Genomic DNA, 26,079 nt, shown 5'->3' with positions numbered 1-26,079 from the left:
TAATGAAAAATAACCCGTTTCTTACTGTTTTTCTATTGTTTTGTATTCAGATATTGCTTATCAATTACTTGGATTATGTAGATTTTGAGATGGGAGGAGGTTTATCCTTAGCCTTTATGTGTTTTTTGATTCCAACTGTTTCTATTGTTCTTAACCTGTTTCTCGGAGAATCCAGTTATAAAAAATCGTTCAGGTATTTTACGTTCTTTATTGTAATCATTTCCCTTTTGGTATTTGTAGCATTGTCTTATTTGGGCGCTCTGGGAAGAGCTTATCAACACTAAGAGTATGAAGAAAACAGTTATAGATTATCTGAATTTTTGTCTGGTAGGCGTTTTTATTGTGCTGCTCTTTATTTATGGAATTACCCTATTGAAAAAAAAGGAATTTAATAAAGTGAGCTGGACAGCGAAGATTGTAAGTAAAGCCCCGAATTCAAAAGATCAAAAAGCAAATATGCTTAAGATCCTTGATGCTGTTTTTATCAATACGTTTAATCATTCTAAAAATACATTACATTTTGATTCTCCAAAATTAATTGTTTCAAAAGGAGTTGATTCTGCCTATTTTTGGTCTCAAAATAATCTGTTGCCAGATTCTTTATCCATTAAATATTTTTCTGTTGAGGAGAAGAAGTTTTATCAATTGAATACAAGGCTTCCCTTGGAAAAAATGCAGAATTCTTTGGAAAGCAAGAACGAAGGAACAGATATAAAGATGGAAATTCAAACGAAAGGTAAGATCTCTTTAATGATTGAACAGCAGGGAAATAGGAATTTTAGATCAAAACTAATTCAAAGTTTTCAAGCAAAAGAAGTTCAAGGAACGCTGAAAATGTTGGTATATCGTAAATATGAAAAAAAGGAATATAATGATTTCCCTTCTTTGAGAGGAGTCTCAGAGTATTCTGATCTTTTTACTCAAAAATATTCGTGGGCAGTGAACATTGAAACTGAAAACTCCGAGAAAATTTCTGAAATTTCAGCCTATGCTTTTGATGGCAAATCAATGAAAGTTGACGATGAAACTTTTAAGGATGTGAAACTAAGAAATATCCCGGATAGAATATTAGTAGACTGGGGAAATACACAGAGGTACGGAAGCAGTTATTCTTTTGACAGCCAGGAAATTTTAGATGCTTTTAAAGCCCTGAATCAGATAAAAGATAGTGAACCTATAGTTATTACTTTTAAATTGTTTAAAAATGCTTTTCCGAAAGCTGAAATATCCAAGGCCGGAAAAACAATTCCATTAAAAGATGTTTATCCGGATCTTCCGACAAAATATGCCCAATAAAATAAAAGCCGAATCGCTATTGAGATTCGGCTTTCTTACGTATGTTTATATTGAAAAAATTACAACTTTCTCTTTTTCCATTTTTTCCATAGGAAAATAACCAGAGGAATTATCAAGAAGAAAGGCCAGAAGGAAATGATGCCTAATATAAAGGCTACAAAACTGTTCCAGCCTTCTGTCAGGGAATCTATAAATCGGCTTCCGAATCCAATTTTAGAGGTAGCAGAACTTCTTACCTTTTCTTTATATAAGCTTAGATTTAATGTGCTGTAATTCACTCTGTCATCAATGAAACGAAGTCTTCCTTCGGCAACATCAATTTCATCTTCTAGACCACGGATTTTTTCCTGGATTTCCAACATATCCTTTGTAGTTTTGGCACTTTTAAGCATATCCCTATACTTTTCAAGATATATTTTTTTGTTAGCTAGTTTTATAGAGATATCAGTATATTCCTCTGTTACGTCATCTGATGAAATATTTTTTGATAACACTGAACCTATCCCATCCGAAAATGAATTAACGAGTGTGTCAAAATTTTTATGAGGAACACGGATAGTGAAATCAAGACTTTCATCTACATCTGTATTTTGAAATTCTTCTTTTTGGATATAGGCATGGTTCTTTTTTAAAATTTCATTAACCAGTGTTTGTGCTGTCTTTACATCACCAACCTGAATTCTCATATTCCCATTTTTGATGATTTTGCGGGATATCGTATCTTTTTTAATTTCAGTAGATGTGGAAGATTTGTTATCAGAAAGTAGCTTTTCAGAAACGGATGCAGGAGGAGGTGGAGCCTTTTCTTCTACTATCATTTCTGCAAGGTCAGCATTAACTGAATGATCACCACCACCAGACTTGCTGCAATTGATAAAGGCAAGAAAAAGTAAAAATAACAGTATTGTTCTCATGAAAATTAATTTTTCATGAATACTATCAAAAACCATGCTTAGATAAACAAGTGTACTGTAATTATTTAAAAGAAGTTAATATCGGATCCCGGTCTTTTTAAGAATAAAGCTTAAAAGCCATATCGGCCCGATTAGTAAAAACTGAATATCTTTAAGAAAAGAAGGCTTTTTACCTTCAATTTTATGACCAATAAACTGAAGGATCCAGGTAATGACAAAAACGCTGAGATAAACGATCCAGGATCGCTTACCCAAACTAATATTGGTCAGATAAATAAAATGTTCAGCAAGAAGCATTATAAAAATCATAATCAGTCCAATAAGGAAAGAAAGTCTTATATAATATAAACTGATAAATATTATTGCCATAAAACTGATGATACTGATGCATCCAAAATAAGAAATACAGAAATGTGGTGAAGGAATAAGGGAAATAAACCCTAGAATAGAGCAAAAGATTAAAGGTACACAAAACCAATGAATGAACTTGTTAGTCGCATTTCTATGGCTCTTACTATATTCTGCAAATAATAAATCAACCTTTCTCATACTGACAGGAATTGGATGAATGCTAAAATAATAAAATTTTGTAATCGGTGGTAAGATTGCTTACATTTGTCTTATGTCTGCCTTAGAAAAGTTCGGAGTAGAAATTTCTACAGAACGTAATATTTTTGAGAGAATTGCCGTTGATAAACCCTTCCGGCCCGAAAATCCGGCATTTATTTTTATTAAATCAGGAACCATAAAACTTCGCCAGCACTTCAGTGATTTGGAGGTGTCTGCCAATATGTTTATGGTAACTGACCCGCAAACCATTTATGAAGTAGTGGCGGTAAGCGATGATTTTCAGTCCAGAATGGTTTCCTATAAAAGAGAATTCATTTCTGCTTTGTCTTTAAAATTCAACAGACTGATTACCTATCGATATTTCAGGCAGCAGATGAATAAAGGAGTGCCTTTTCCGGAAGATGAAATGGAAGTGGTATGGAAAAGCGTTAATTTTCTGAAATACATCCTTGATTCTGAAACGGAGATGCTGTACAAAAAAGAAATGGTGGAACATCTGTTTTCTGTTTTCTGTTATCAGATGGCGGGTATTATTTCGAAAGAAGATAACAATTCAATGAACCAGATGTCCAGACAGGAAGAGATTGTTTTTGTTTTCCTCACAGATCTTTCAGAATATCATCTTACAGAAAGAACCGTAGAATTCTATGCCGAGCGGCAATCTATTACAACCAGACATCTGTCATCCGTGGTCAAAGAAGTTACAGGGAAAACAGCAAGTCATATCATCGCTTTGATTGTAATCAATGAAGCAAAAGTGCTTTTAAACTCTTCCAGTAAACCGGTTTCTGAGATTTCATCAATCCTTGGTTTTAGCGATCAGTATGCATTTTCTCACTTTTTTAAAAAGCATCTGGAAGTGAGTCCAAGACAATACAGACATCAGTTCGAAAACTAGAATCTTACATTTGAACATCTTTTTCCAAAAATCAAACATTTGATTGATTTTGTTGTTGCCCTAACTTTGCATCTGTAAAACAAGGTACAATGACAAAGAAAATAAAAACAGCACTATCAGTTCTGATAGCAGCTTTTCCTGCGCTGTTTTTTTCACAACAGGTAAAACAGATGACCGCAGGTGAGGTTGCCGAACTGGCAGTCCAGAATCATCAGCAGTTGAAAGTTTCAGCTCAGAATATTGATATTGCCAAACAGAATATCAGTGTTGCAAAGCTTCAGAAGCTTCCAACCATCACGGCTTCTACAAGCCAATTCTATTTAGGAGATGCAGTAGCCATCGATAAAGATTTCTCTAATTCTACAAAAGTTCCGATGCCCCATTATGGGAGTTCATATGCCGTTCAGGCAACACAACTGATCTTTAAAGGCGGATTGGTGAATAAATCCATTGAAATGGCAGGGCTTCGTGAGCAGCTTTCTGAACTGGATCTGGAAAAGAACAAGCAGGATGTGAAATTTTTAGTGATTTCAAACTACCTGGATGTTTATAAGATTATCAACCAGGAAGAAGTTTTTCAAAACAACAAAAAGTTAGCTCAGGAGCGTCTTAAAAATATTCAGAAGTTCTATCAGCAGGGTATGGTAACCAGAAATGAGGTGATTCGTGGTGAGCTTGCCCTTAAGAATCTTGATCAGGGAATTCTGACGCTTTCTAATAATAGAAAAATCCTTAATTATAATTTAAATGTAGCTTTAGGTTTATCTTCTGATACAGAAATTGTTCCTACTGAAAGCCTGGAAAACAAGGAATCGGGAATCGGAATGGATTATTATATGACCCTTGCGCATGACAGCAGTCCAATGTTGAAATCAGCACAGAAAAATATTGCGGTAGCCGATAAGAATATTGAGATTATTAAAACGGATAATCTGCCTACCGTGGCAGGATTCGGTGGATATACCTTACAAAGACCCATTACTACAAGAAATCCTGTCTTGGATATGTATTCAGGAGGATGGCAGACAGGTGTTTCTCTTAGTTACAATATCGATACCCTGTATAAAACAAAAGAAAAGGTAAAATTAGGAGAACTGCAGAAGAATCAGGCGAATGATGCCATGACCTTGGTACAGCAGAATGTAGATATGAGTGTGAATGCTGCCTATACAAAATATCAGGAAGCGATTCAACAGGCAGATATCCTGAATGATTCCAAAAGACTGGCGGAGGAAAACTACAAAATTACTGAAGCCAAATATCTGAACCAATTGGCTGTGCAGGCAGAAATGATTGATGCACAAAACCAGAAACTACAATCAGAACTGGATTATGCCAATGCGGAGATCAATGTTTTGTATCAATATTATAACCTTTTGAAATCTACGGGAACACTTTAATTTTTAAAACTGAAAATCAACACAATGGAAAACAAGGAACAAACTACTCAAAATACAACACCTGCTCCAGCAAGACCAAGCGGAGAGGGCAAAAAAAAGCAGAATAAAAAGAATAAAATCAGAGCAATCATTTCCAATATTATCGTTTTTCTGGTGATCGGATTCGGACTATTCTGGCTGATCCGTGAATACTTCCATATCGGAAACAAGACGTATACGGAAGCGGCACAGGTAGAAGAATTCATCAACCCGATCAATACAAGAGTTTCTGCTTATATCAAAGAGATTAAATTTATTGAACACCAAAGAGTAAAAAAAGGAGATACACTGGTGATTTTGGATGAACGTGAAATCCTGACACAACTAGGACAGGCTGAAGCAGCTTATCAAAATGCAATGGCTCAAAAAAGTGCAACAAGCTCTTCGGTAAACACGGTTTCCAATAACGTCAATGTAATGGAATCTAACATAGCAGGGGCAAAAGCAAGACTTTGGAATGCTGAACAGAACCTGAACCGATACAAAAATCTTTTATCTGCAGAAGCCGTAACGAGACAACAATACGATCAGGTAAAAACAGAATATGATGCTCAAAAGGCAGCTTATGAGACATTAGTCAATCAAAAGCAATCTGCCAATCTTTCCACGACAGAAGTGAAAAGCAGATTAGGTATCAATGATGCAGAGATCAAAAGAACAAAATCTGCTTTGGATATGGCAAGAATTAATCTTTCTTATACCGTAATTACTGCGCCTTATGATGGAGTAATGGGAAGACGAACCATTTCTGAGGGGCAGTTGATCCAACCAGGCCAGCAAGTGGCAACTATCGTATTGAACGGGCAGAAATGGGTAACAGCCAACTTCCTTGAAAGCCAGATGCCTAACATTAAAGTAGGAGAGAAGATGATGATGACAGCAGATGCTTTGGGCGGAAAACAATTTGAAGGAGTAGTAACTGCGGTATCAGCAGCTACGGGATCAAGATATTCAAACGTCCCAACAGATAACTCTACCGGGAACTTCATTAAGGTACAGCAAAGAATCCCTGTAAGAATTGAATTTACAGCTTCTAATAAAAAAGAAGATCTGGATAAGCTAAGTGCAGGTATGAATATGAATGTGAACATTAATAAAGACTAAAAGATATCAGAGGTCAGATTCCAGACTTGATATGTGGAATAAAGATTAAAGGCTGAATTGGTAAAGTCTGTTATCTGATATCTGTAATCTAACATCTAAAATATGTACAACAAAGGATTATATAACGACTGGGTTCCTAAACCTGTACAACTTCTGCTGATTGTATTGCTGCTTGCCGTGGTAATGCCGCTTGGCGGGGTATATACGGGGAATATCAGCTCTTTGGTAAGTGGTACCGGAGCGATGACAGAATATTTTATGTGGGCCAATTATGCAACCACAATCGGGATGGGAGCCTGTATGCCTGTAGTTCTCAGAATTAAAATGAGATTCAAAGTTAGGGACAAAATGGTACTTCTGTTGGTACTATTAGGTTTGATGAGCTATATCAATGCGACGACATTACAGCCTATGATCTTCGTATTTACTTCTTTGCTTATCGGATTCATGAAAATGATGGTGACCATAGAACTGTTTCTTCCATTAATGGTCATGATCGGAAACCGTGGAATATTTTATGGAGCATTTTATACATTTGTTCTGGTAATGAACCAGGTGGCAGTGTATTATGCCGCTGAGTTTTCACTACTATACAACTGGCAGCAGTTCTATCTTTTTACTTCGGTTTTATGCTTTATTTTAGCATTGATACACTGGATTTTCATGCATAACAAATACTTTGCCCTGAAAGTTCCATTGCATTATATCGACTGGCTGAGTATCCTGCTTTTCATTTCAACCTTTATGTTTTCTGCGTACGTGTATGCATTCGGAAGACAGCAGGATTGGTTGAATTCAAAGAATATCATTAATGCGAGTATTGCAGCTTTTGTGAGTTTTGCATTGCTTTCTATTCGGCAATTAACTTTAAAAAGACCTTATCTTTCATTTAAAATTTTCACAAAAAGTAATGTCCAGAACGGTTTATTTATGTTGTTCTGGCTGGGAATGTTCTTAGGAACAGCTACCCTTCAGAATACTTTTGCCGTAGGAGTTTTAGGATATGACCAGCTAACCAATGCGAAACTGAGCATGATGATGATTCCAGGAATCGTTTTGGCTGGAATCATTGCTATATTCTGGTTTAAAAAAGAAAAACCATTGAAAATGTATATTTTTTCAGGGTTTGCAGGGATGATAGGCTATGCAATCATTATGTATTTTTCCATGGTATTGGAATTCAATTATGATAACTGGTATCTGCCTATGTTTTTAAAAGGCTATGGAATGTGTTCATTGTTTATTTCCGTATGGTTTTACACGCTGGATAAACTTGAAATGGACGAAATGCTGGCTGCTATCGGATTGGTATTAGTTTGGAGAACCTTTTTAGCGGTAGGCATTTTTTCAACATTGTTTTCATGGCTTCAGTACCGTTTTCAGGTTACAGCGATAGGAGATCTGGCTGTCTATATGGATGGAATGACTGTAAATCCTCAAAATGTAATGGCTAATATGAAAGCCATTCAGCTCAATGCTATTATTATAGCCACTAAAAAGATATTCGGATTTATCATTCTGATTGGTTTTGGGGTTTTGATTTATGTATTCACACATCATTTCGGGGCCAAGCGATTCCAGTATTTCAGATTTATCAGAGTACTTGGTGGTAAATCTGTTATTGCCAGAAGAAGACTTCGTGAACGCAAAAAATTATTAGAAGAAATAAAAGACGCAGCTGGGCCTGCGATGTAAAGATACCTTGTTTTTCACAGTAAGATCCTGGTCCTTCGTTGGGCTGGGATCTTATGATTTTTAGGCGGGAAGCTGGAGGCTGGATGAGGGAAGTTATGATAGACGGTCAACAGCTATTGCTCAACGTAAGAAAATTGCCACAAAGAAGTTTTGATAACTTCTAGCTGTATTCATGACATAGATAACTTCCAGCCCCCAGCCCCCATCTTCCTACCTTTTTATAAAAAAAGAAAAATTTCATCTTTTATTATTTTTATTAGTTCTAAATAAGATTTATCTTTGCGGGATTATAAAACTTTGATTTGCAGGAATGAAAAAGCAGTACGCATTCATAGGTCTATTAGCATCGGGATTGATGTTTTCCCAAACTGTTAAGGATTCTGTAGCCTCTAAAGGCATAGAAGATGTTGTTATCGTAGCATCAAGAAAACCTACCAAAATTTCTGAAATTCCCGGTACCGTTTGGGTAGTGCAGAAAGAAAAAATTCAGGAACAAGCCAAAAGTGGAGTTCCAATTAAAGAAATGTTATCCATTTTAATTCCAAGTATGGATATCGGACCACAAGGAAGAACAAACTATGGACAGAACATGAGAGGACGTTCTGCACTGGTAATGATTGATGGAGTTTCTTTGAACAGTATCCGTGCAATCAGCCGCCAGCTGGATGCCATTGATCCGTTTAATATTGAAAGAATAGAAGTGCTTTCCGGAGCAAGCTCTATCTATGGTGGAAATGCAACAGGCGGGATCATTAATATCATTACCAAAACACCATCCAAAAAAGGAATAAGCGGTGAAACTGAATTGGGAGTACGTTCAGGTTTTATGGGAAAAGATGATCATGATTTCCGTGCTGCACAATCCATTTCAGGAAAAGGAGAGAAGTTCTTCGGTAGATTGGGAGTTGCTTACCAGCAAAATGGTGGAGTATATGGAGCAGATCAGAAGCAGCTTTTTACAGATATTACCCAAACCGATCTTCAGTATAACCAATCGATTGATATCTTGGCAACAGGAGGGTATCAATTCAATAATAAACACAAAATAACAGCTTCCCTTCAATACTACAATTCAAAATTTAATGGAGACAGAAGTTTGTATTTAGGAGAAAACCTGGGGGCCTTTATTAAGAAAGACGGGAGTTTACTGGAAATGAGAGATGGTTTCTCTTCCGATAAAAATGTGGGAACAGAACGTTATATGGGAACAGTAGCTTATACAGGAAATAATATTCTTGGTGGGCAGGATCTATATGTTCAGTTGGCTACCCGTACCGAAAAACTTGGATTCTATCCATTCCCAGGAAATTTAAAGCTGGAAAAAACAACAATTCCTTATATGTCTTCTTCACAACAGGATACCTATTATTCAGGATTGAAGGCCTTGTTATCTAAATCATGGAGAGGGTTAAATGTAACCTATGGAGTAGATGTTGACTTTGAAAAATTTGAAGGAACCCAATCTGTTTATGATGTTGCTAAAACAATGTCAAGCGGAGGGCTTATCAATGAAACCATTTTTAGTCTTGGCAGGTATCCTACCAACCGTTCACAAAGTTATGCAGGATATGTTCAGGCAAAATATAATATTCTTTCAAAATTACAGCTTAACGGAGGAATTCGTTATCAGAATATTAAAGTAAAAGTAGATGATTTTGTGGGATCAGAACAGCAGACTCAGATTGCAGCGGGATATGGGCAGTCAGCATCTGCGATTCCAGGCGGTGAGAGTTCTTATAATGTAACTTTGGCGAATGCCGGGTTGCTATATAAATTCAACGAACATCATCAGGCTTGGGGTACATTCTCACAAGGAGTAAGCTTGGCAGACCCGGCTAAATATTATGGAATAGGAACTTATAAGTTAAATGGAACACATTGGGATGTTGTCTCCAGCATTAATGTTAAAGATCAACCCCTGCAAGCCATTAAAACCAATCAGTTTGAAGTAGGGTACCGTATTAATAAAGGCGGCTTGAGAGCTCAGATTGCAGGGTTCTTAAGCAATTCAGATAAAACCGTTACCGTAGACAGAAAAACATTCCAGATTCTTGTGAATGATCTGAAATTAAGAAATATGGGAATCGAAGCTGAGATTTCTTATGCTATGAACAATGGCGTTTATTTCGGAGCAAGCGGATTATTAATCAAATCTGAAGTAGACAATAAAGGAGAATGGCAGAAACAGGAAATTTACAATGCTTCACCTTCGAAATTGGTAACCTACATTGGATATAACGTAAAAAACTGGTCATTCAGATTCCAGTCTTTACAGAATTTCAAGCAGAAGGATGAACTTAAGAATGAGATTGAAGGATACAATACATCAGACCTTATGATAGGCTACAGATTCCAGTTTGGAAAATTGAACCTCGGAATTCAGAATCTGTTCAATACAGACTATCAAACCATCTGGAGCAAGCGTTCTCAGGTTTTATATTCAAGCTACGGAATACCTGCATTGTTTAATTATAAAGGAAGAGGCAGAACATTTAACCTGTCTTATACTTTTGAATTTTAAAAAAGAGGATTAGGGTTATCATGCCTTAGTCTGAATCAAATACTTTCTACAAATCCGGTTTCTGATATTGATCGGAAGCCGGATTTTAACTTAAAAAATTAATTCAGTTATGGCTCAAGTTTCAACAGGGCAGTTCATTGCCGAAGTCACCAGAAAAGAATACATTACCGATCATTATATCAGAGTGTATCTGTATTCTCCTGAAGTTCATTTGTTTAAAAATACGACGATTGGAGATAATAATAAAATTGCGATTCCTCCGGCGGGATTAAACGAAGTGCACTTTCCAACTATAGAAAATGATGAATGGGTATATCCGCCCAAAGAAGTGGCTCCATCTATCAGAACCTATACCCATAGAGGGATTGATCTGGAAAAAAATGAAGTGTTCATTGATTTTGTAGATCATGGAGACGGAGGTCCGGCCTCAAAATGGGTGCGGGAAGCAGAAGCAGGAACAAAACTTGGAGTAATGATGCGCCTGGATGGAAAAGAACTGTATCCTGAAGCAGAGTGGTATTTATTGGCAGGGGATGCTACGGCAATTCCTGTTTTGAGTGCTATTTTAGAAACCCTTCCGGAAACGGCAAAAGGAATTTGTATTATTGAAGTCCATGGAAAAGAAGATGAACAAATATTGGAAACAAAAGCTGATATTGAGTTTAAATGGCTTCATAATTCCCAACCGGAAATCAGTAGTGAAATTGCTGAGGCAGTAAAAAATATTGAAATTCCCGAAACATCAAAATTCGGGTATGTGGCTTGTGAATTCTCAAGTGTTAAAGAAATACGTACTTATCTTCGAAAAGAAAAGAACTGGACGTCCAAAGAGCTCTACGCTTTTTCTTACTGGAAGGCAGGGAAAGCAGAAAACGAGTCACAAGCAGACAGACACGAGGAAAAGGAATCAATAGCATAAACTGAGTTCTGGTAAGGAAATTTTCCAATATTTTTAACGCTGAGATCGCAAAAGATTTTTATTAAACTTGAAAATGATTTCGTTCGCAGAGGCATTTCATTCAGCTAAGATATAAACTTAAACTGTTTCATTGCTGAGTGGAACACCTTTGCGATCTTAGAAAAAGCATGAGCATTTTCAAAGCATTGCGATCTATTGCGTTATAATAATGCATATAATGAAGATCTGAGAAAGAGTTATAATGAAAACATTACAAACCTTACAAACCTTGCAATTTTAAACTTTAAATCCTGAACTCTGAACCATGGGCTTTGAACATTACCCCCTGAAGCCGTATCTTTGCACTATGAAAGATTTAATGGGCCAAGCCATCTGGGATTATTATCATGATGAGAATTCTGAAGACCTACAGACGGAAACATCAATTTCTGAGTTAGATGAACTTCCTGTAGACTATTTGTTCAGGGATTTTGAAGAGATGAATGATATTGAGCAAAAAGCATTACAGCTATCCAAAGGAAAAGTGTTGGATATTGGTGCCGGAGCCGGTTCACATGCTTTGTATCTTCAGAATGAGGCTGATCTTGATGTTACGGCATTGGATATTTCTCCGAAATCTATTGAAGTTTGTGGATTAAGAGGCGTTAAAAAGGCTGTTTGTAAGAATATCCTTGATTTTTCAGAAGAAACATTCGACACTATTTTACTATTGATGAATGGGACTGGAATCTTTGAGGGATTATCCAAAATTGATATTTATCTTCAAAAATTAGGGACATTACTGAATGAAGATGGGCAGATTCTGATCGACAGTACGGATATTCTCTATATGTTTGACCGTGATAAAGATGGTGGAGTATACATTCCTGCCGGCGGATATTACGGAGAACTGGAATATGTTGTTCATTATAAAGGTGAATCTGAAAATCCTATCACATGGCTTTACCTTGATTTCAATACCTTGAAAAATGCTGCCACAAATAATGGTTTCAAAATAGAAAGAGTATTGAAAGACGAAGATTCTTATTTAGCAAAACTGACTAAGAAATAAAATATTTTTAACGAAATTTAATGGAAACGGGCTTTAGCCCGTTCTATTTTTTGCATCCTTTCCATTGGCTTTACCCAAAACTTATTTCGGAATGATCTGCGAAATCTGTGGGATCTGCGAGAGAATATAAAACTATTCTGCTCGCAAAAAAGAAGGCTGCTTCCTATAGAAACAGCCTTTATCCTTTATTGTAAATGAGAAATTATCCGATCTCAATACCGTTTTCAACATTGCTGTCATCCGGTGTTACGAAAGATAATTTACCATCCGGTTTAGTCGTTAATAACAACATTCCCTGTGATTCAATTCCTCTGATCTTTCTTGGAGCAAGGTTTAGCAAGATCATTACCTGCTTTCCAACTATTTCTTCAGGCGTAAAGCTTTCTGCAATACCTGAAACTACAGTTCTTACATCTACTCCCGTATCCACAGTAAGTTTTAGTAATTTATCTGCTTTTTCTACTTTCTCAGCCTCTAAAATAGTAGCTGTTCTAAGATCTATTTTGGTAAAATCATCAAAAGTGATTTCTTCTTTCATTGGATTAGCGTTAGGGTTGGTTTTCTTATTATTTTGTTTGGTGTCTTCAAGCTTTTGAATCTGAGCTTCAATTACATTGTCTTCAATTTTGTTGAATAGTAAAGGAGCTTCTTCAATCTTATGTCCAGCTTCGATATGGATCTCAGTATTTTTTAAATCATTCCAATCTTTTTTCTCAATATTGAAATATCCAAATAATTTTTCTGCTGAGAACGGCATGAATGGTTCGCATAATTGAGCGACAACTGCTGCAATTTGTGCTCCAACGAACATTGCTTGCCCAGCCTCATTGGGGTCGTTCTTTATTGTTTTCCAAGGTTCAGCATTTTGAAGATATAAGTTACCGTAATCTACAAGTCTCATAAATGCACTTAAAGCATTTCTGAATTCGTATTTTTCTAGATGATTACTTACTTCTGCTATTCCATTTTTAATTGCAATTTTGCTTTCTTCATCTAAAATTCCATTTGGAACTTTTCCTTCGAAATTCTTATTGGTGAAAGAAATAACTCGATTAATAAAGTTTCCGAATTTATTAACTAATTCGAAGTTATTTTTAGCCTGGAAATCCTTCCATGTGAAGTTATTATCCTTCGTTTCAGGAGCTGATGAAAGCAATGCATATCTTAAAACATCTTGCTGGCCAGGGAAATCCTCTACATATTCATGAGCCCATACCGCCCAGTTTCTTGAGGTTGAGATTTTATCATTCTCAAGGTTCAGGAATTCAAAAGCAGGTACGTTCTTAGGCATGATATAATCTCCGTGCGCTTTCATCATCGCTGGGAAGATGATACAGTGGAATACAATATTATCCTTTCCGATAAAGTGTACAAGGTCACTGTTTTCGCTTTGCCAGTAATCTTTCCAGTCTTTTCCGTTTTTCTCGGCCCATTCTTTAGTAAAAGAAATATATCCGATGGGAGCATCAAACCATACATAAAGAACTTTTCCTTCGGCATTAGGAAGTGGAACCGGAACACCCCAGTTCAGATCTCTTGTCATGGCACGAGGCTTTAACCCATCATTTAACCATGATTTAACCTGACCGTATACGTTAGGCTTCCAGTCATCTTTGTGGCCTTCAATGATCCATTCATTTAAGAAGTCTTCATATTCATTAAGAGGAAGATACCAGTTCTTCGTATCTTTAAGGATAGGAACGTTTCCACTAAGCATTGATTTCGGATTGATCAATTCAGATGGAGAAAGGGTAGAGCCACATTTCTCACACTGGTCACCATAAGCATTCTCATTACCACAGTTCGGACATGTTCCTACAATATAACGGTCTGCAAGGAACTCTCCTGCCTGCTCATCAAAATATTGTTCAGAAACCTCTTCCGTAAATTTTCCTTTTTCATAAAGAACTTTGAAAAAATCCTGACTGGTTTCATAATGGTTTTGTGATGTTGTTCTGGAATATTCATCAAATGAGATTCCCAAATCAGCGAAAGATTTTTTAATAATCCCATGGTATTTGTCCACAATATCCTGAGGGGTAACTCCTTCCTTTTTAGCTCTTATGGTAATAGGAATGCCGTGTTCATCTGAACCACAGATAAATGCTACATCTTTCCCTAATCTTCTCTGAAATCTTGCGTAAACATCCGCAGGAATATAAACACCTGCCAAATGTCCTATATGAACCGGACCGTTTGCATAAGGCAAAGCTGCCGTAATCATCTTTCTGTTTGACATTTATAGTAAAGTTTTGACTGCAAAGATAAGGATTATCTCTTGAATACCGCTATTTGTGGTGTTATTATGAAGAATGTTGTGGTTTTAGGGAGTTGAATATGAAATTAAGTTAAACTAGTGTTTAACTTTTTGTTAACTCAAAACAAATATTATGCATCGCATACTATCGTGTAAGATCTTGAAGCGTAAAATTTTAACTAAAAACGGTTTCGTAATATACATAATTTTTTCATAATTTATATTAAAATTATGATAATTCTAATTTTTTTTTAAATTGCAACACTGGCGATAGGCCAGAAACAGGACTGAAAAACGAAACTATAAAAATAAAATTGTGAAGAATTTTACAACGGCATTAAAAATAGCGCCTGCTTTTTTACTGGCAAGTACAGTAATGCATGCGCAGACTAAGGACTCCGTTCCTCAGGAAAAGAAGATTGAAGAAGTTGTATTGATCGGGTATGGTAAACAGAAAAAATCTGACCTTACTGGTTCTATCACTTCCGTTACCGCGAAGGATTTTAACGGAGGGGCAACCTCAGCAGGACAGCTTATCCAGGGCAAGACACCGGGAGTGCAGGTTACCAATAATAGTGGTGCCCCTGGATCGGGTACAAAAATCAGAATCAGAGGAACATCTTCTTTAAGTGGTGAAAACTCTCCACTTGTTGTAATTGATGGAGTACCACAGGATTTTGTGGGAGTAAATGGTGTTTCAGATCCATTGGCTCTTATCAATCCTAATGATATTGAAACCTTTGATATCTTAAAAGACGCTTCAGCTACTGCAATTTATGGTAACAGAGCTTCTAACGGGGTTATTTTGATAACTACTAAAAAAGGAAGTGCAGGAAGATTTAAGGTAAATTTCTCAACGGTAGCTTCTGTGTCTACAAAAATGGGAAATGTAGATGTACTTAATGCTGATGAATTCAGAGACTTTGTAAATGCTAATGCATCAGAGAGTTATAGAAAAAGGCTTGGGGAATCAAATACCAATTGGCAGGATCTTATTTATCAAAAGGCTTGGGGAACCGATAATAATGTCGCTTTTTCAGGCGGAATCAAAGGGCTGCCTTATCGTTTATCTATAGGATATAATGAACAGAATGGTATTGTGAAGACAAATTCCTTTAAAAGAACTTCTGTTGGTTTGAATATTAACCCTAAATTATTTGATAATCATTTAACTGTAAACATTAATGCTAAAGGAACTTTTACGGATAACAGATTTGTAGATGGCGGAGTGATTAAAGCTGCTACTTATTTTGATCCTACACAATCTGTTTATGATAATGTAAATGCAGTACCAGGGAATGGAGGGTATTATGAATGGTTCTTAACAGAAAACAAAGATAATGTTCTAACCAATAAACTGAATGGTAATGCCAATGCCAATCCAGTATCTATGCTCAACGCCATTCGTGATATCTCTTCTGTAACCAGAGGATTAGGGAACATTCAGTTAGACTATAAATTTCACTTCCTTCCGGATCTTCGCTTTAACGTGAATGCTGGATATGATTACACAAAGAGTGAAGGACATAAAGTGAAGGACGGAAATTATAAATCCGGTTATGATGACAGAGGAAGCTCCAATTTTTATTCTATGGAAAAGAATAATAAGTTATTGGAAACTTACTTCAACTATGTGAAGACTATATCAGCCATTAACACTGGGGTTGATATTACTGCAGGGTATTCGTATCAGGATTTCAAGATTTCTATTCCAGGGGCAGTAACCTATAGAGGAAACGGAAATAATGTAACAGATCTAGATTTTGCCAGCCGAAATACATTAGTGTCTTTCTATGGTAGAGCAATTTTCACAATAGATAATAAATATGTTTTATCTGGATCTATCCGTAAAGATGGTTCATCAAGGTTCTTTAATGGGACAAGAGATAATGTATGGGGTGTTTTCCCAGGAGTTTCTGCTGCTTGGAAACTAAATGAAGAAAGTTTTATCAAAAATATATCCTCGATCAGTACTTTAAAACTGAGAGCAGGATGGGGTAAAACAGGACAGCAGGAATTACCAGCGCTTGGTATTAATGGTAATAAACCTAATAACTATCCTGCATTTGCTGCTTACAATCCCAGTTATCCAGGAGCAGGCTATCAATTCGGAAATGAATTCTATTTTATGTTCAGACCAGCCAACTACAATCCAAATCTTACTTGGGAAACGACAACAACGAAAAACCTTGGATTAGATTTTGGCTTTATTCAGAATAGAATTACAGGATCAATAGATGTCTTCAGAAAAGATACCAAAGATCTTCTTGTATATGCTGACGAAGCAGCTGGAGGTTTGAGTAATGCAAGCTGGCAGAATGTGGGCGATATGAAAAATGAAGGGATTGAAGGAAGTATTACGGTAATTCCGGTAAAAAATCAAAATACAACCTGGGAAGTAAGTTTTAATGCTACCCATTACAAACCGGTAATTACTAAGCTTAAAGACAGAGCTGATGAATTCTTCAATATGGAAGTTGGAGGAATAGAAGGAGCAGCAGGAAATAGGATTCAGGCTCATGCTGTGGGATATGCTCCTAATGCATTCTGGGTATATCAGCAAGTTTATGATGCTAATGGTAAACCGGTTGATGGAGCTTATGTAGATAGAAATGGAGATGGGAAGATTACTCAAGGAGATATGTATTATTACAAATCCACTACTCCAGATGCTATTTTAGGTTTCTCTACTAAGGTTTCTCACAAAAATTGGGATTTTGCATTAAGTGCAAGAGCCGTGCTAGGAAACTATGTATATAATAATGCTGCTTCAAACAGTTCTTTACAGTCTGCATCTACAAACGAATATCTTCAAAATGTATTTGCTACAGCACCACAGTATAGATTTTCTGTTCCTCAGTATAAATCAGATATTTATGTTGAAAATGCCTCATTCCTGAGATTGGATAATATCAATATCGGATATAATTTTGGGGAGATTTTCTCTAAGGGAAGTAATCTGAAAGTATATGGAATGGCTCAGAATGTTTTTGTGATCACTAAATATTCAGGAGTAGACCCTGAAGTTTTTGGTGGGATAGACAATGGTTATTATCAAATGCCTAGAATTTATTCTTTAGGTTTTAATTTCCAATTTTAAATAAGAATAAAATGAAACTAAATAGAATCAAACTTAAAAATATAGTATTGCCTCTTTCTGCAGCGTTTTTGTTAACTGCTTCCTCTTGTGTTAAAGATCTTGAAAGAGAACCAATAACAGATGTTACTTCAGTAAGTCTTTATAAAGATTTTGCTAACTATAAAAATGTTCTGGCAAAGCTTTATGGAGGCCTTGCGATGGGAGGTCAGATCAGTGGGGACGGAGACCAGCCGGATAGTGATATTAATGGAATCAATGGTGGTTTTTCCCAGTATACCAGATTATTGTACAACCTGAACGTAGTGACTACTGACGAAGCTGTGATTGGGTGGAATGATGGAAACCTTCATACACTTCATAAAATGACATGGGATTCTTCCAATGAGTTCATTGCCGCCATGTATTACAGAGTTTTTACTGAAATTGCATTTTGTAATGAATTTTTAAGAAATGTTACAGATGAAAAACTGGCATCCAACGGGATTACCGGAGATAATATTACACAGGCGAAATTAATGAGAGCGGAAGCTCGTTTCTTGAGAGCTCAATCGTATTTTCACGCGATAGATATGTTCGGAAATGTTCCTTTTGTGGACGAATCCTATTTGCCGGGCTCTAAAAATCCCCCGCAAAGAATTGAGAGAAAAGCATTGTTTAACTTTATCGAATCAGAATTGTTAGCTGTTGCTGGAGAATTAAAAGATCCGAAAACTAATGAGTACGGAAGAGCAGATAAAGCAGCTGTATGGGCATTGTTGGCAAAGCTATACTTAAATGCTGAAGTATATACGGGAACACAGAGAAATACAGACTGTATCACATACTGTAATAAAGTAATTGCAGCAGGTTATTCATTGAAACCAAAGTATGAAGAATTATTCCTTGCGGATAATAATATCAATAACCCCGAGCAGATTTTAAGTGTGAATTTTGATGGGATCAATACACAAACCAACGGAGGAACTACCTATATGGTACACGCAGCAGTTGGAGGAACAATGCCTTCTTCTGATTTCGGAATAAATGTTGGATGGGGAGGTCTTAGAGCTACTAAAGCTTTTGTAGGGCTCTTTCCGGCAAATGGCAGCGATAAAAGAGGAAGATTCTATACATCCGGACAGAATTTGGAAATCAATGATCTTGGTTCTTTCAACGATGGATATGCATTTATTAAATATAAAAATATAAAAAGCAATGGGTCTCCTGGAGCTCATACCAACTGGGTTGAAGCTGATATCCCTTTATATCGTTTAGCTGATATATACTTGATGTACGCTGAGGCTGTTCTTAGAGGAGGAACTGGTGGAAGCCAGGCTACTGCTATTGATTATGTGAACAAACTGAGAGAACGTGCTTATGGCAATACAAGTGGTAATGTGTCTTCTATAAACCTTGACTTCATTTTAGATGAAAGATCAAGGGAGTTATCTTGGGAGTTAACCAGAAGAAGCGACTTGGTGCGTTTCAATAAATTTACAACAGGAGATTATTTATGGCCATGGAAAGGAAATGTAAAAGATGGAAAAGCTGTAGAAAGCTATAGAAATCTTTTCCCAATCCCAGCAAAAGATATCGTTGCAAATCCTAATCTGATTCAAAATCCTGGATATTAATTAAAATATTGCTTAAAAATGAAAAATATATTTAAAATACTGGCAATAGCTTTTATCGGAACTTGGCTTATATCTTGTGAGAAAGATGAAGATCAGGCTGTTATTAATGAAACAGCAACAGGTAAAATTTCTTCTGATAAAAATGCAATAGTTCTTAACGAACTTAATGCAAATGTCCCTGTAATTACATTTACCTGGACAAAACCAACATTTAATATTGCTGTCGTTCCTAATCAAAAAATAGAATTTGGACTAAAGGGAGATAACTTCAAAAAAAGTTCAGTAATAGATTTTTCCAATGATTTAACATCTGTTCCCGTTACTCATGCGGCAATAAATACTGCAATGTTTAATATTGGAGCAGTACCGGATCTTGTCAACGATATTGAGGTAAGACTGAAAACTTCTGTAGGATCAGCGGTTTTTTATTCCAACGTAATAGCACTTAAGGTAACCCCTTATACGCCTAACCCGGATTTGGTATATCCAAAAATCAATGTACCTGGTAGCTATGCTGGTGCAGCAGGTTATGTCAATTGGAATCCAGCTAATACTCCTAATTTGTATTCTCCTGAAAAAAATGATAAATACAGAGGATTTATATGGATCAATACGGTTGCTGGTGTTGAAGATGGGAAATACAAGTTTGCTATAAATCAGGATTGGCCTGGGAATAAAGGTGATGATGGTTCCAATTCCGGAAAATTAAAACTGGATGGAGATAACATAAAAGCATCCGCAATAGGGACTTATTATATTAAGGTAGATTGGGCTGCCAATACTTATACTTCAGTACTGGCCAACTTCGGAATTATAGGGGATGCAACTCCTACAGGATGGGGTTCAGATACAGATTTTGTTTACAATCCTACTACAAAAACTTTTGTAATCAATTCCATTGCCCTAAACAGTACAGGTTTATTCAAATTCAGAGCTAATGATGACTGGACAATGAAATTCCAGCCTAGTAAAAATGATGAGACTTTAACTTCAGGAAAAGGGGTGCAAACCTATTTTAATGCTGAAGGAACAGTAGCTGATGATCCAGGTTATAAAGTCTCAGAAGCAGGTAACTATAAAATTGAATTGGATTTACATAATTCAGCATATTATAAGTTAACCATTACAAAATTGTAAGAAACATTAAGTTTATAAAAGCAAAGTGCTGCTTTACCGCAGCACTTTATCTATTTTTTTAAGTTAATAAATAGTCATTATGAGGAAAATTACAGTTGGAGCACTCTTGCTCTCAATGATGTTTACAGGAGTAAAAGCACAATCTTTAAAATCGCCGGACGGTAAATTTGAAATGAACTTCCAGTTAAAAGACGGAGTTCCTTTCTATAATCTGAAATACAACGGTGCGGTGGTTGTAGAAGATTCAAAATTGGGATTGAGATTATTTAAAGACACAGCCATAAAATTTGCTTCTGAAATTGCCAAACCAGAAGATGCAAAATACGACCTTAACAACGGTTTTGCAAAGGTAGATGAAAAAAGAGACTCCAAAAATGAGACCTGGCAGCCGGTTCTTGGAGAAAAGAAAAATTATATCAACAACTACAATGAATTAGCAGTTACGCTAAATCAAGCTTCTACAGAAAGAAGTATTGTAGTGAAGTTCAGATTGTTCAATGATGGACTTGGATTCAGATACGAATTTCCACAACAGAAAAACCTTAATTATTTCGTTATCAGAGAAGAAGATTCTGAAATTGATTTTCCAACCGATATGAAGGCTTGGTGGATGGTAGCAGACTATGATTCTCAGGAATATCAGTATCAGGAAACAAAAGTTTCTGAAATTCCGGCAAAATGGGATAAAGCATTTGATGCCAACGCCTCTCAGACATTGGTAAAAAATGCAGTTCAGTCTCCATTAATGCTGAAAAAAGAAGGTAAAACACCTTTATATATCAACGTTGCAGAAGCTGCCGTATTAGACTATCCAGCTTCACATCTTGAAGTAGATGCTCAGAACTTTAAGTTCAAAACACACCTGACTGCTGACAGACAGGGAGCAAAAGGATATATCCAAACTCCATCAGTAACGCCTTGGAGAACAATTATTGTTGCCCCAAAAGCAGAAGAGGTGATGGATTCCAAAATGATTTTTAACCTGAATGAACCTACAAAATATACAGATACCTCTTATATTCACCCAACAAAATACATGGGAGTTTGGTGGGAAATGATTATTGGGAAATCTCAGTGGGCGTATTCTACAGCTGAAAATGTTCATTTAGGTAAAACGGACTTTGCAAAATTAACTCCAAACGGAAAACATGCAGCTAATAACACAAAAGTTAAAGAATACATTGACTTTGCCGCTGAAAATGGATTCCAGGGACTATTGATCGAAGGCTGGAACATTGGTTGGGAAGACTGGTTCGGGCACTCTAAAGAGTTTGTTTTTGATTTCATTACCCCTTACCCGGATTTTGATATCAAAATGCTGAACGATTATGCACATTCAAAAGGAATCAAGCTGATCATGCACCACGAAACTTCAGGTTCAGCAACGAACTATGAAAGATGGGCAGATAAAGCATTCCAGACAATGAATAAATATGGGTATGATGCTGTGAAAACAGGATATGTAGGAGATATTATTCCAAGAGGTGAGCATCACTATTCCCAATGGACGATTAACCATTACTATAGAATTGCTGAAAAAGCCAACGACTATAAAATTATGGTTAACTCTCACGAGTCTGTGCGTCCTACAGGAGAAAGCCGTACCTATCCTAACTATATTTCTGCTGAAGCTGCACGTGGAACAGAATATGAAGCATTCGGAGGAAACAAACCAGATCACCAGACGGTACTTCCATTTACAAGATGGATGGGTGGTTCTATGGATTACACTCCCGGAATTTTCCAAACGAAGCTAGATTATTATTTCCCTGGAGATAAACGTTTCGTGAAAACAACATTGGCAAAACAACTGGCTCTATATGTAACAATGTATATGCCGCTTCAGATGGCAGCTGACCTTCCTGAAAACTATAAAAAGCATATGGATGCCTTCCAGTTCATCAAAGATGTAGCCGCTGATTGGGATGATACGAAAATCTTATCTGCTGAGCCGGGAGATTATGTGATCACTGCAAGAAAAGCAAAAGGTACAGAGAATTGGTTTGTAGGAGGAATTACGGATGAAAACAAACGTGAGTACACTGTAGATTTCTCATTCCTGGATAAAGGACAGACTTACGAGGCAACCATTTATGAAGATGGAAAAGATGCTGATTATATCGATAATCCTCAGAGTTATCATATTTATAACAAAACAATCACAAGCAAATCAAAAATTAATTTTAAAATGGCTAGAAGTGGTGGTTTTGCAATAACAATTAAGAAAAAGTAATTATTTTATAAAAATTTCTTTTTCCGTTTGATAAAATATCTATATTTGGAGAATTATTATAATTATTAACCAAAACCATTTTATCATGAAAAAGAAATTAAAGATTACCAGTAACTTAGAACAAAAGGACATCCTTAAAAAAGCGATGCAGTCTTCTGAAAATGTAGATTTATACAAATCTATTTTTGGTGGTGGATCTACTATTATTGTATCACCAGACAACTGTAGCGTAACAGCCAGATCAGGGGCTTCTGCTGCTTATAATAGGGCTGATCAGTTCTTATTAGCAACGCCTAAATTGTAATTGCTACATTAAAATGTATAGTTCTCCGCTATTGCGGAGAACTATTTTTTTTCAATAAAATAAGATATGATTACTTCTTTTGTGTTAAAGGTTGCAAGCAGATGCAATCTCAACTGTTCGTATTGTTACATGTATAATTTAGGTGATAAAACATATTTGAAACAGCCTAAATTCATGTCAATTGATACCATAAAAGCTTTCGCTGCTAAGCTGGATGAATATTGCCTGGAAAATCATTTGAATACTATACAAATCGTTTTTCATGGAGGTGAACCATTATTGATATCCAAAGAGTTTTATCGTGAATCCATCAGGATTTTCAAGGAAATACTTCCAGATCATTACTTTGATTTTGTAATTCAGACCAATGGTGTTGGGCTGGATGATGAATGGTATCAGCTCTTCAATGAATTGGGTATCAGAGTTGGGGTAAGCATAGACGGTCCCAAAGAGTATCATGATAAATACCGTGTTTTCCATAATGGTAAAGGATCTTATGAGGAAGTAAAGCAAGCAATTACTCTGGGGCAGAATTATGGCCTTAATGGAGTATTGTCTGTCATAAATATTAAAATTCCTCCTCAGGAACTTTATGATGAGGTTAAAAATTTAAAAGTAAAAAGCCTTAGTATTCTTTTACCGGACGGTCATTTTGATCAGCTTCCGGAAGGAATGGACAAGGAACTTGTTAATACCAAAAACTATACTCCTTATGCAGATTGGCTGATAGAATTATTTAAAATTTGGAAAAACGACCATGATAGGATGAGTGTACGATTTTTTAAAACACTTATTGATCTTATTGTGGGTGACGATGAAGGCGACCAGATTTTAGGTAAAAATATCAATGGGGTTGCTGTACTGGAGACCAATGGCAATTTAGAAGTTGCAGACTTTATAAGAGCCTGTTATGAAGGAATTACCAGAAATGATATTAATATCCATACCCACGCTATTGGTGATGTTTTCAATGATAGACTTTTTGATGTTTATATGAATGCTCATTCCATGGTATCACAGAAATGTCTTAACTGTTCTGTTTATGATTTTTGTGGTGGCGGATTTTTAGGGAATCGCTATTCTAATGACCGGGGCTTTGATAATCCTACTATTTATTGCCATGATATGATTAAGCTCATTACCTATATTCAGAACGATATCATAGATGGAATCCCATTAGAAACACAAGAAGAAATGGAATTGTCAAAAGTTTCTTATGAAGATATAGTACATGAGTTGGAATTTGACAATGAAGAGATTATGATTGAATCCGGAGTGAAAGAAAAATTAATGCATTATCGTTTAGCATGAATCTGAAGAAAGGAATGTATTTAGCTGGAGATTCCGTTACCAACTGGAGAAGCCAGCTTAAAATCAATAAAGGAGTAGTGGCTGAAAAAGTAGTCAATACAGGAATTGAGTATTTTGATAATGCCTATTTACCTGATAATAAATGGCGTGATCTTACAGAAGCAGAATATAAAATGCTCTCTTATTCCGGAAAGCATAATAAAATGTTTAAGACCTTAGGATTGGGCGAGATTCCTGATGAATTAAAGAGCTTGTTTAAAGCCATAAAACTGGAGGAGTGCAAGACGCTTTTTGATGTTCAGCCTAAATTTCAGGAAGATGAGAAACTTACCTTAAAACTGAATAAAGTCTTGAATCAGTTTCTGAATCAAAAATCGGATACGCAGCGATACAATTTTCATCGGATTACAAGATGTCTTCCGGATATGCATACTACCACTTTTCATCTTCATAATAGAGAACATATAAAATATACAGGTCTGCATATTGATCAGAGTACAAAATTTACGCCCAATACTGCATATAAATCAGACAACAGAATCTCTATCAATATCAGTGAAGAATCCAGATATCTGTATTTTGTCAATTTAACATTGAAACAAATTTATACCGATGTTAAGAAGCATTATCAGGATATTTCTGTTACTTCAGATAATATTGTAGAACTATTTTTTGCCCTCTATCCTCATTATCCTGTGATCAGAATAGAAGTAAAACCATATCAGTATTATATTGCCCCAACGGATAATTTTATTCATGACGGAAGCACGCTGGGGAATAAAAAATTTGATATAACAATGGTATTTGTGGGAGAATTTAATAATTACTAATGACTATGAAACTAAAATCAGGAATCAAAATATATGGTGAGAACTTAGAAGATGTTTTAGAAATCAATTCCGGCCTTGTTCATCATTCAAAACAGGAGCCTGTAGAAATTGTATTCAAAGACATTAGGTTCAAAGCACAATATGAGCCCAATGCACATTTAGCAAAAAGAGACTGGCGGAAATTGTCTGACCAGGAACTTAGTACGGTAAAAGGGGATCATATTAATAAGAAAGATTATAATTCTGTTTTTATAGGAGAAATTCCTGAAAAACTTAAAAATATATTCCAAAAATTAAATCTTCATTCAGCAACTTCAGACGGTGATGCATTTCAAAAATTTGTTGAAAATAAGGATTTAGTTCAGGAATTAAATGCCCATCTTAATGGTGTTCTAGATGAAATTTCATTAGCACCATATAGATTTATGAGTGTGGCAACCAATTATCCGAATAGTGAGGTAGTCTCTTTAAATAAAAGAAAACTGCCAGAAAATTACACTTTTAAAGACATTCATTTTATAGGCGTTCATAAAGATAGTTCTAAAGACATGACTTTGCATACCTGTTATCAGTACGGGAATAGATTTACCATAAATTTAGGAGAACAGCCTCGTTATTTTTTATTTGTTAATCTTACGATGAAGCAGGCAAATAACATGCTTAAAGAAAAAAAAGAACTTAAAGATGTAGTGATAACGAATGAAAACATTACAGATTATTTTCTAAAGTATTACCCTGGCTATCCCGTGATTAAAGTGAAACAAGAACCCTATCAGTTTTACATTGCTCCCACAGATAATTGTTTTCATGATGGTACAACAATAGGGAATACGGCAATAGATGTTGTTATGACCTATTTGGGTAAATTTTGTATATAATTTAAATAG

Annotated in this window: 20 protein-coding genes; 17 read left to right on the top strand and 3 right to left on the bottom strand. The window is 35.9% G+C overall.

What is annotated here, in order from left to right:
* Nucleotides 1-2 precede the first annotated feature (2 nt).
* Together AC3HD6_RS13865 and AC3HD6_RS13860 are read left to right on the top strand one after the other, a co-directional pair.
* On the top strand, nt 3-284 hold the full coding sequence (locus AC3HD6_RS13865; RefSeq protein ID WP_488896877.1) for a hypothetical protein: 282 nt from the start codon (nt 3-5) through the stop codon (nt 282-284).
* Between the two features lie 4 nt (nt 285-288).
* Nucleotides 289-1,296 carry a hypothetical protein gene (locus AC3HD6_RS13860; RefSeq protein WP_488896876.1) on the top strand — a complete coding sequence of 336 codons (1,008 nt, stop codon included), beginning with the start codon at nt 289-291 and terminating at the stop codon, nt 1,294-1,296.
* A 59-nt stretch (nt 1,297-1,355) separates the two neighbouring features.
* Here AC3HD6_RS13860 and AC3HD6_RS13855 read toward each other — a convergent pair whose 3' ends face one another.
* Together AC3HD6_RS13855 and AC3HD6_RS13850 are read right to left on the bottom strand one after the other, a co-directional pair.
* Complete coding sequence (locus tag AC3HD6_RS13855) at nt 1,356-2,210, bottom strand: DUF4349 domain-containing protein (RefSeq protein ID WP_488896875.1); 855 nt, start codon at nt 2,208-2,210, stop codon at nt 1,356-1,358.
* Between the two features lie 75 nt (nt 2,211-2,285).
* A complete protein-coding gene (locus AC3HD6_RS13850; protein ID WP_488896874.1) occupies nt 2,286-2,759 on the bottom strand; it encodes an Mpo1 family 2-hydroxy fatty acid dioxygenase in 474 nt (157 codons plus the stop codon).
* A gap of 73 nt (nt 2,760-2,832) precedes the next feature.
* Here AC3HD6_RS13850 and AC3HD6_RS13845 point away from each other — a divergent pair, with 73 nt between their 5' ends.
* The 7 genes from AC3HD6_RS13845 (at nt 2,833) to AC3HD6_RS13815 (ending at nt 12,407) form a co-directional block, all read left to right on the top strand.
* Nucleotides 2,833-3,678 (top strand): helix-turn-helix domain-containing protein, encoded by an 846-nt coding sequence (locus AC3HD6_RS13845; RefSeq protein ID WP_488896873.1) that lies wholly within the window; start codon nt 2,833-2,835, stop codon nt 3,676-3,678.
* 89 nt (nt 3,679-3,767) lie between these two features.
* Entirely contained in the window at nt 3,768-5,078 is a 1,311-nt protein-coding gene (locus AC3HD6_RS13840) for a TolC family protein (RefSeq protein ID WP_488896872.1), read from the top strand.
* Between the two features lie 24 nt (nt 5,079-5,102).
* Nucleotides 5,103-6,221, top strand: a complete 1,119-nt coding sequence (locus tag AC3HD6_RS13835) for an HlyD family secretion protein (protein WP_488896871.1) — start codon at nt 5,103-5,105, stop codon at nt 6,219-6,221.
* Nucleotides 6,222-6,323: 102 nt separating this feature from the next.
* Complete coding sequence (locus AC3HD6_RS13830) at nt 6,324-7,916, top strand: MFS transporter (protein ID WP_488896870.1); 1,593 nt, start codon at nt 6,324-6,326, stop codon at nt 7,914-7,916.
* A 310-nt stretch (nt 7,917-8,226) separates the two neighbouring features.
* A complete protein-coding gene (locus AC3HD6_RS13825; protein ID WP_488896869.1) occupies nt 8,227-10,437 on the top strand; it encodes a TonB-dependent receptor in 2,211 nt (736 codons plus the stop codon).
* Nucleotides 10,438-10,546: 109 nt separating this feature from the next.
* Complete coding sequence (locus AC3HD6_RS13820) at nt 10,547-11,356, top strand: siderophore-interacting protein (protein ID WP_488896868.1); 810 nt, start codon at nt 10,547-10,549, stop codon at nt 11,354-11,356.
* A 346-nt stretch (nt 11,357-11,702) separates the two neighbouring features.
* Nucleotides 11,703-12,407 (top strand): class I SAM-dependent methyltransferase, encoded by a 705-nt coding sequence (locus tag AC3HD6_RS13815; RefSeq protein ID WP_488896867.1) that lies wholly within the window; start codon nt 11,703-11,705, stop codon nt 12,405-12,407.
* Nucleotides 12,408-12,609: 202 nt separating this feature from the next.
* Here the strand turns inward: AC3HD6_RS13815 and metG are convergent, their stop codons facing one another.
* A complete protein-coding gene (gene metG / locus AC3HD6_RS13810) occupies nt 12,610-14,646 on the bottom strand; it encodes a methionine--tRNA ligase (RefSeq protein WP_488896866.1) in 2,037 nt (678 codons plus the stop codon).
* 334 nt (nt 14,647-14,980) lie between these two features.
* Between metG and AC3HD6_RS13805 the strand changes: the two genes are divergently transcribed.
* The 8 genes from AC3HD6_RS13805 to AC3HD6_RS13770 all read left to right on the top strand — a co-directional run bounded on the left by AC3HD6_RS13805 (nt 14,981) and on the right by AC3HD6_RS13770 (nt 26,070).
* Nucleotides 14,981-17,764 (top strand): SusC/RagA family TonB-linked outer membrane protein, encoded by a 2,784-nt coding sequence (locus tag AC3HD6_RS13805; protein ID WP_488896865.1) that lies wholly within the window; start codon nt 14,981-14,983, stop codon nt 17,762-17,764.
* Between the two features lie 11 nt (nt 17,765-17,775).
* The gene (locus AC3HD6_RS13800) at nt 17,776-19,377 is read left to right on the top strand and encodes a RagB/SusD family nutrient uptake outer membrane protein (protein ID WP_488896864.1); all 1,602 of its coding nucleotides are present in this window, start codon (nt 17,776-17,778) and stop codon (nt 19,375-19,377) included.
* Nucleotides 19,378-19,395: 18 nt separating this feature from the next.
* Nucleotides 19,396-20,514 (top strand): SusE domain-containing protein, encoded by a 1,119-nt coding sequence (locus tag AC3HD6_RS13795; protein ID WP_488896863.1) that lies wholly within the window; start codon nt 19,396-19,398, stop codon nt 20,512-20,514.
* 79 nt (nt 20,515-20,593) lie between these two features.
* Entirely contained in the window at nt 20,594-22,747 is a 2,154-nt protein-coding gene (locus AC3HD6_RS13790) for a glycoside hydrolase family 97 protein (protein ID WP_488896862.1), read from the top strand.
* Between the two features lie 85 nt (nt 22,748-22,832).
* A complete protein-coding gene (locus AC3HD6_RS13785; RefSeq protein ID WP_488896861.1) occupies nt 22,833-23,051 on the top strand; it encodes a hypothetical protein in 219 nt (72 codons plus the stop codon).
* A 66-nt stretch (nt 23,052-23,117) separates the two neighbouring features.
* Nucleotides 23,118-24,362: a radical SAM protein gene (locus tag AC3HD6_RS13780; RefSeq protein WP_488896860.1), complete on the top strand. Its 1,245-nt coding sequence runs from the start codon at nt 23,118-23,120 to the stop codon at nt 24,360-24,362.
* Nucleotides 24,359-25,192 (top strand): hypothetical protein, encoded by an 834-nt coding sequence (locus tag AC3HD6_RS13775; RefSeq protein WP_488896859.1) that lies wholly within the window; start codon nt 24,359-24,361, stop codon nt 25,190-25,192. The genes AC3HD6_RS13780 and AC3HD6_RS13775 overlap by 4 nt, the downstream gene beginning before the upstream one ends.
* Nucleotides 25,192-26,070, top strand: a complete 879-nt coding sequence (locus AC3HD6_RS13770; protein ID WP_488896858.1) for a hypothetical protein — start codon at nt 25,192-25,194, stop codon at nt 26,068-26,070. The genes AC3HD6_RS13775 and AC3HD6_RS13770 overlap by 1 nt, the downstream gene beginning before the upstream one ends.
* Nucleotides 26,071-26,079 lie beyond the last annotated feature (9 nt).

It is taken from the genome of Chryseobacterium sp. II3a, from assembly GCF_057815135.1.
Note: the sequence above shows the minus strand (reverse complement) of the source record. Positions and strands in the feature narration are given on the sequence as shown.

Bases quoted from the DNA above. Each gene is read 5' to 3' on its own strand.
- AC3HD6_RS13865 (WP_488896877.1), top strand. From the start codon at position 3: ATGAAAAATAACCCGTTTCTTACTGTTTTTCTATTGTTTTGTATTCAG.
- AC3HD6_RS13860 (WP_488896876.1), top strand. From the start codon at position 289: ATGAAGAAAACAGTTATAGATTATCTGAATTTTTGTCTGGTAGGCGTT.
- AC3HD6_RS13855 (WP_488896875.1), bottom strand. From the start codon at position 2,210: ATGAGAACAATACTGTTATTTTTACTTTTTCTTGCCTTTATCAATTGC.
- AC3HD6_RS13850 (WP_488896874.1), bottom strand. From the start codon at position 2,759: ATGAGAAAGGTTGATTTATTATTTGCAGAATATAGTAAGAGCCATAGA.
- AC3HD6_RS13845 (WP_488896873.1), top strand. From the start codon at position 2,833: ATGTCTGCCTTAGAAAAGTTCGGAGTAGAAATTTCTACAGAACGTAAT.
- AC3HD6_RS13840 (WP_488896872.1), top strand. From the start codon at position 3,768: ATGACAAAGAAAATAAAAACAGCACTATCAGTTCTGATAGCAGCTTTT.
- AC3HD6_RS13835 (WP_488896871.1), top strand. From the start codon at position 5,103: ATGGAAAACAAGGAACAAACTACTCAAAATACAACACCTGCTCCAGCA.
- AC3HD6_RS13830 (WP_488896870.1), top strand. From the start codon at position 6,324: ATGTACAACAAAGGATTATATAACGACTGGGTTCCTAAACCTGTACAA.
- AC3HD6_RS13825 (WP_488896869.1), top strand. From the start codon at position 8,227: ATGAAAAAGCAGTACGCATTCATAGGTCTATTAGCATCGGGATTGATG.
- AC3HD6_RS13820 (WP_488896868.1), top strand. From the start codon at position 10,547: ATGGCTCAAGTTTCAACAGGGCAGTTCATTGCCGAAGTCACCAGAAAA.
- AC3HD6_RS13815 (WP_488896867.1), top strand. From the start codon at position 11,703: ATGAAAGATTTAATGGGCCAAGCCATCTGGGATTATTATCATGATGAG.
- metG (WP_488896866.1), bottom strand. From the start codon at position 14,646: ATGTCAAACAGAAAGATGATTACGGCAGCTTTGCCTTATGCAAACGGT.
- AC3HD6_RS13800 (WP_488896864.1), top strand. From the start codon at position 17,776: ATGAAACTAAATAGAATCAAACTTAAAAATATAGTATTGCCTCTTTCT.
- AC3HD6_RS13795 (WP_488896863.1), top strand. From the start codon at position 19,396: ATGAAAAATATATTTAAAATACTGGCAATAGCTTTTATCGGAACTTGG.
- AC3HD6_RS13790 (WP_488896862.1), top strand. From the start codon at position 20,594: ATGAGGAAAATTACAGTTGGAGCACTCTTGCTCTCAATGATGTTTACA.
- AC3HD6_RS13785 (WP_488896861.1), top strand. From the start codon at position 22,833: ATGAAAAAGAAATTAAAGATTACCAGTAACTTAGAACAAAAGGACATC.
- AC3HD6_RS13780 (WP_488896860.1), top strand. From the start codon at position 23,118: ATGATTACTTCTTTTGTGTTAAAGGTTGCAAGCAGATGCAATCTCAAC.
- AC3HD6_RS13775 (WP_488896859.1), top strand. From the start codon at position 24,359: ATGAATCTGAAGAAAGGAATGTATTTAGCTGGAGATTCCGTTACCAAC.
- AC3HD6_RS13770 (WP_488896858.1), top strand. From the start codon at position 25,192: ATGACTATGAAACTAAAATCAGGAATCAAAATATATGGTGAGAACTTA.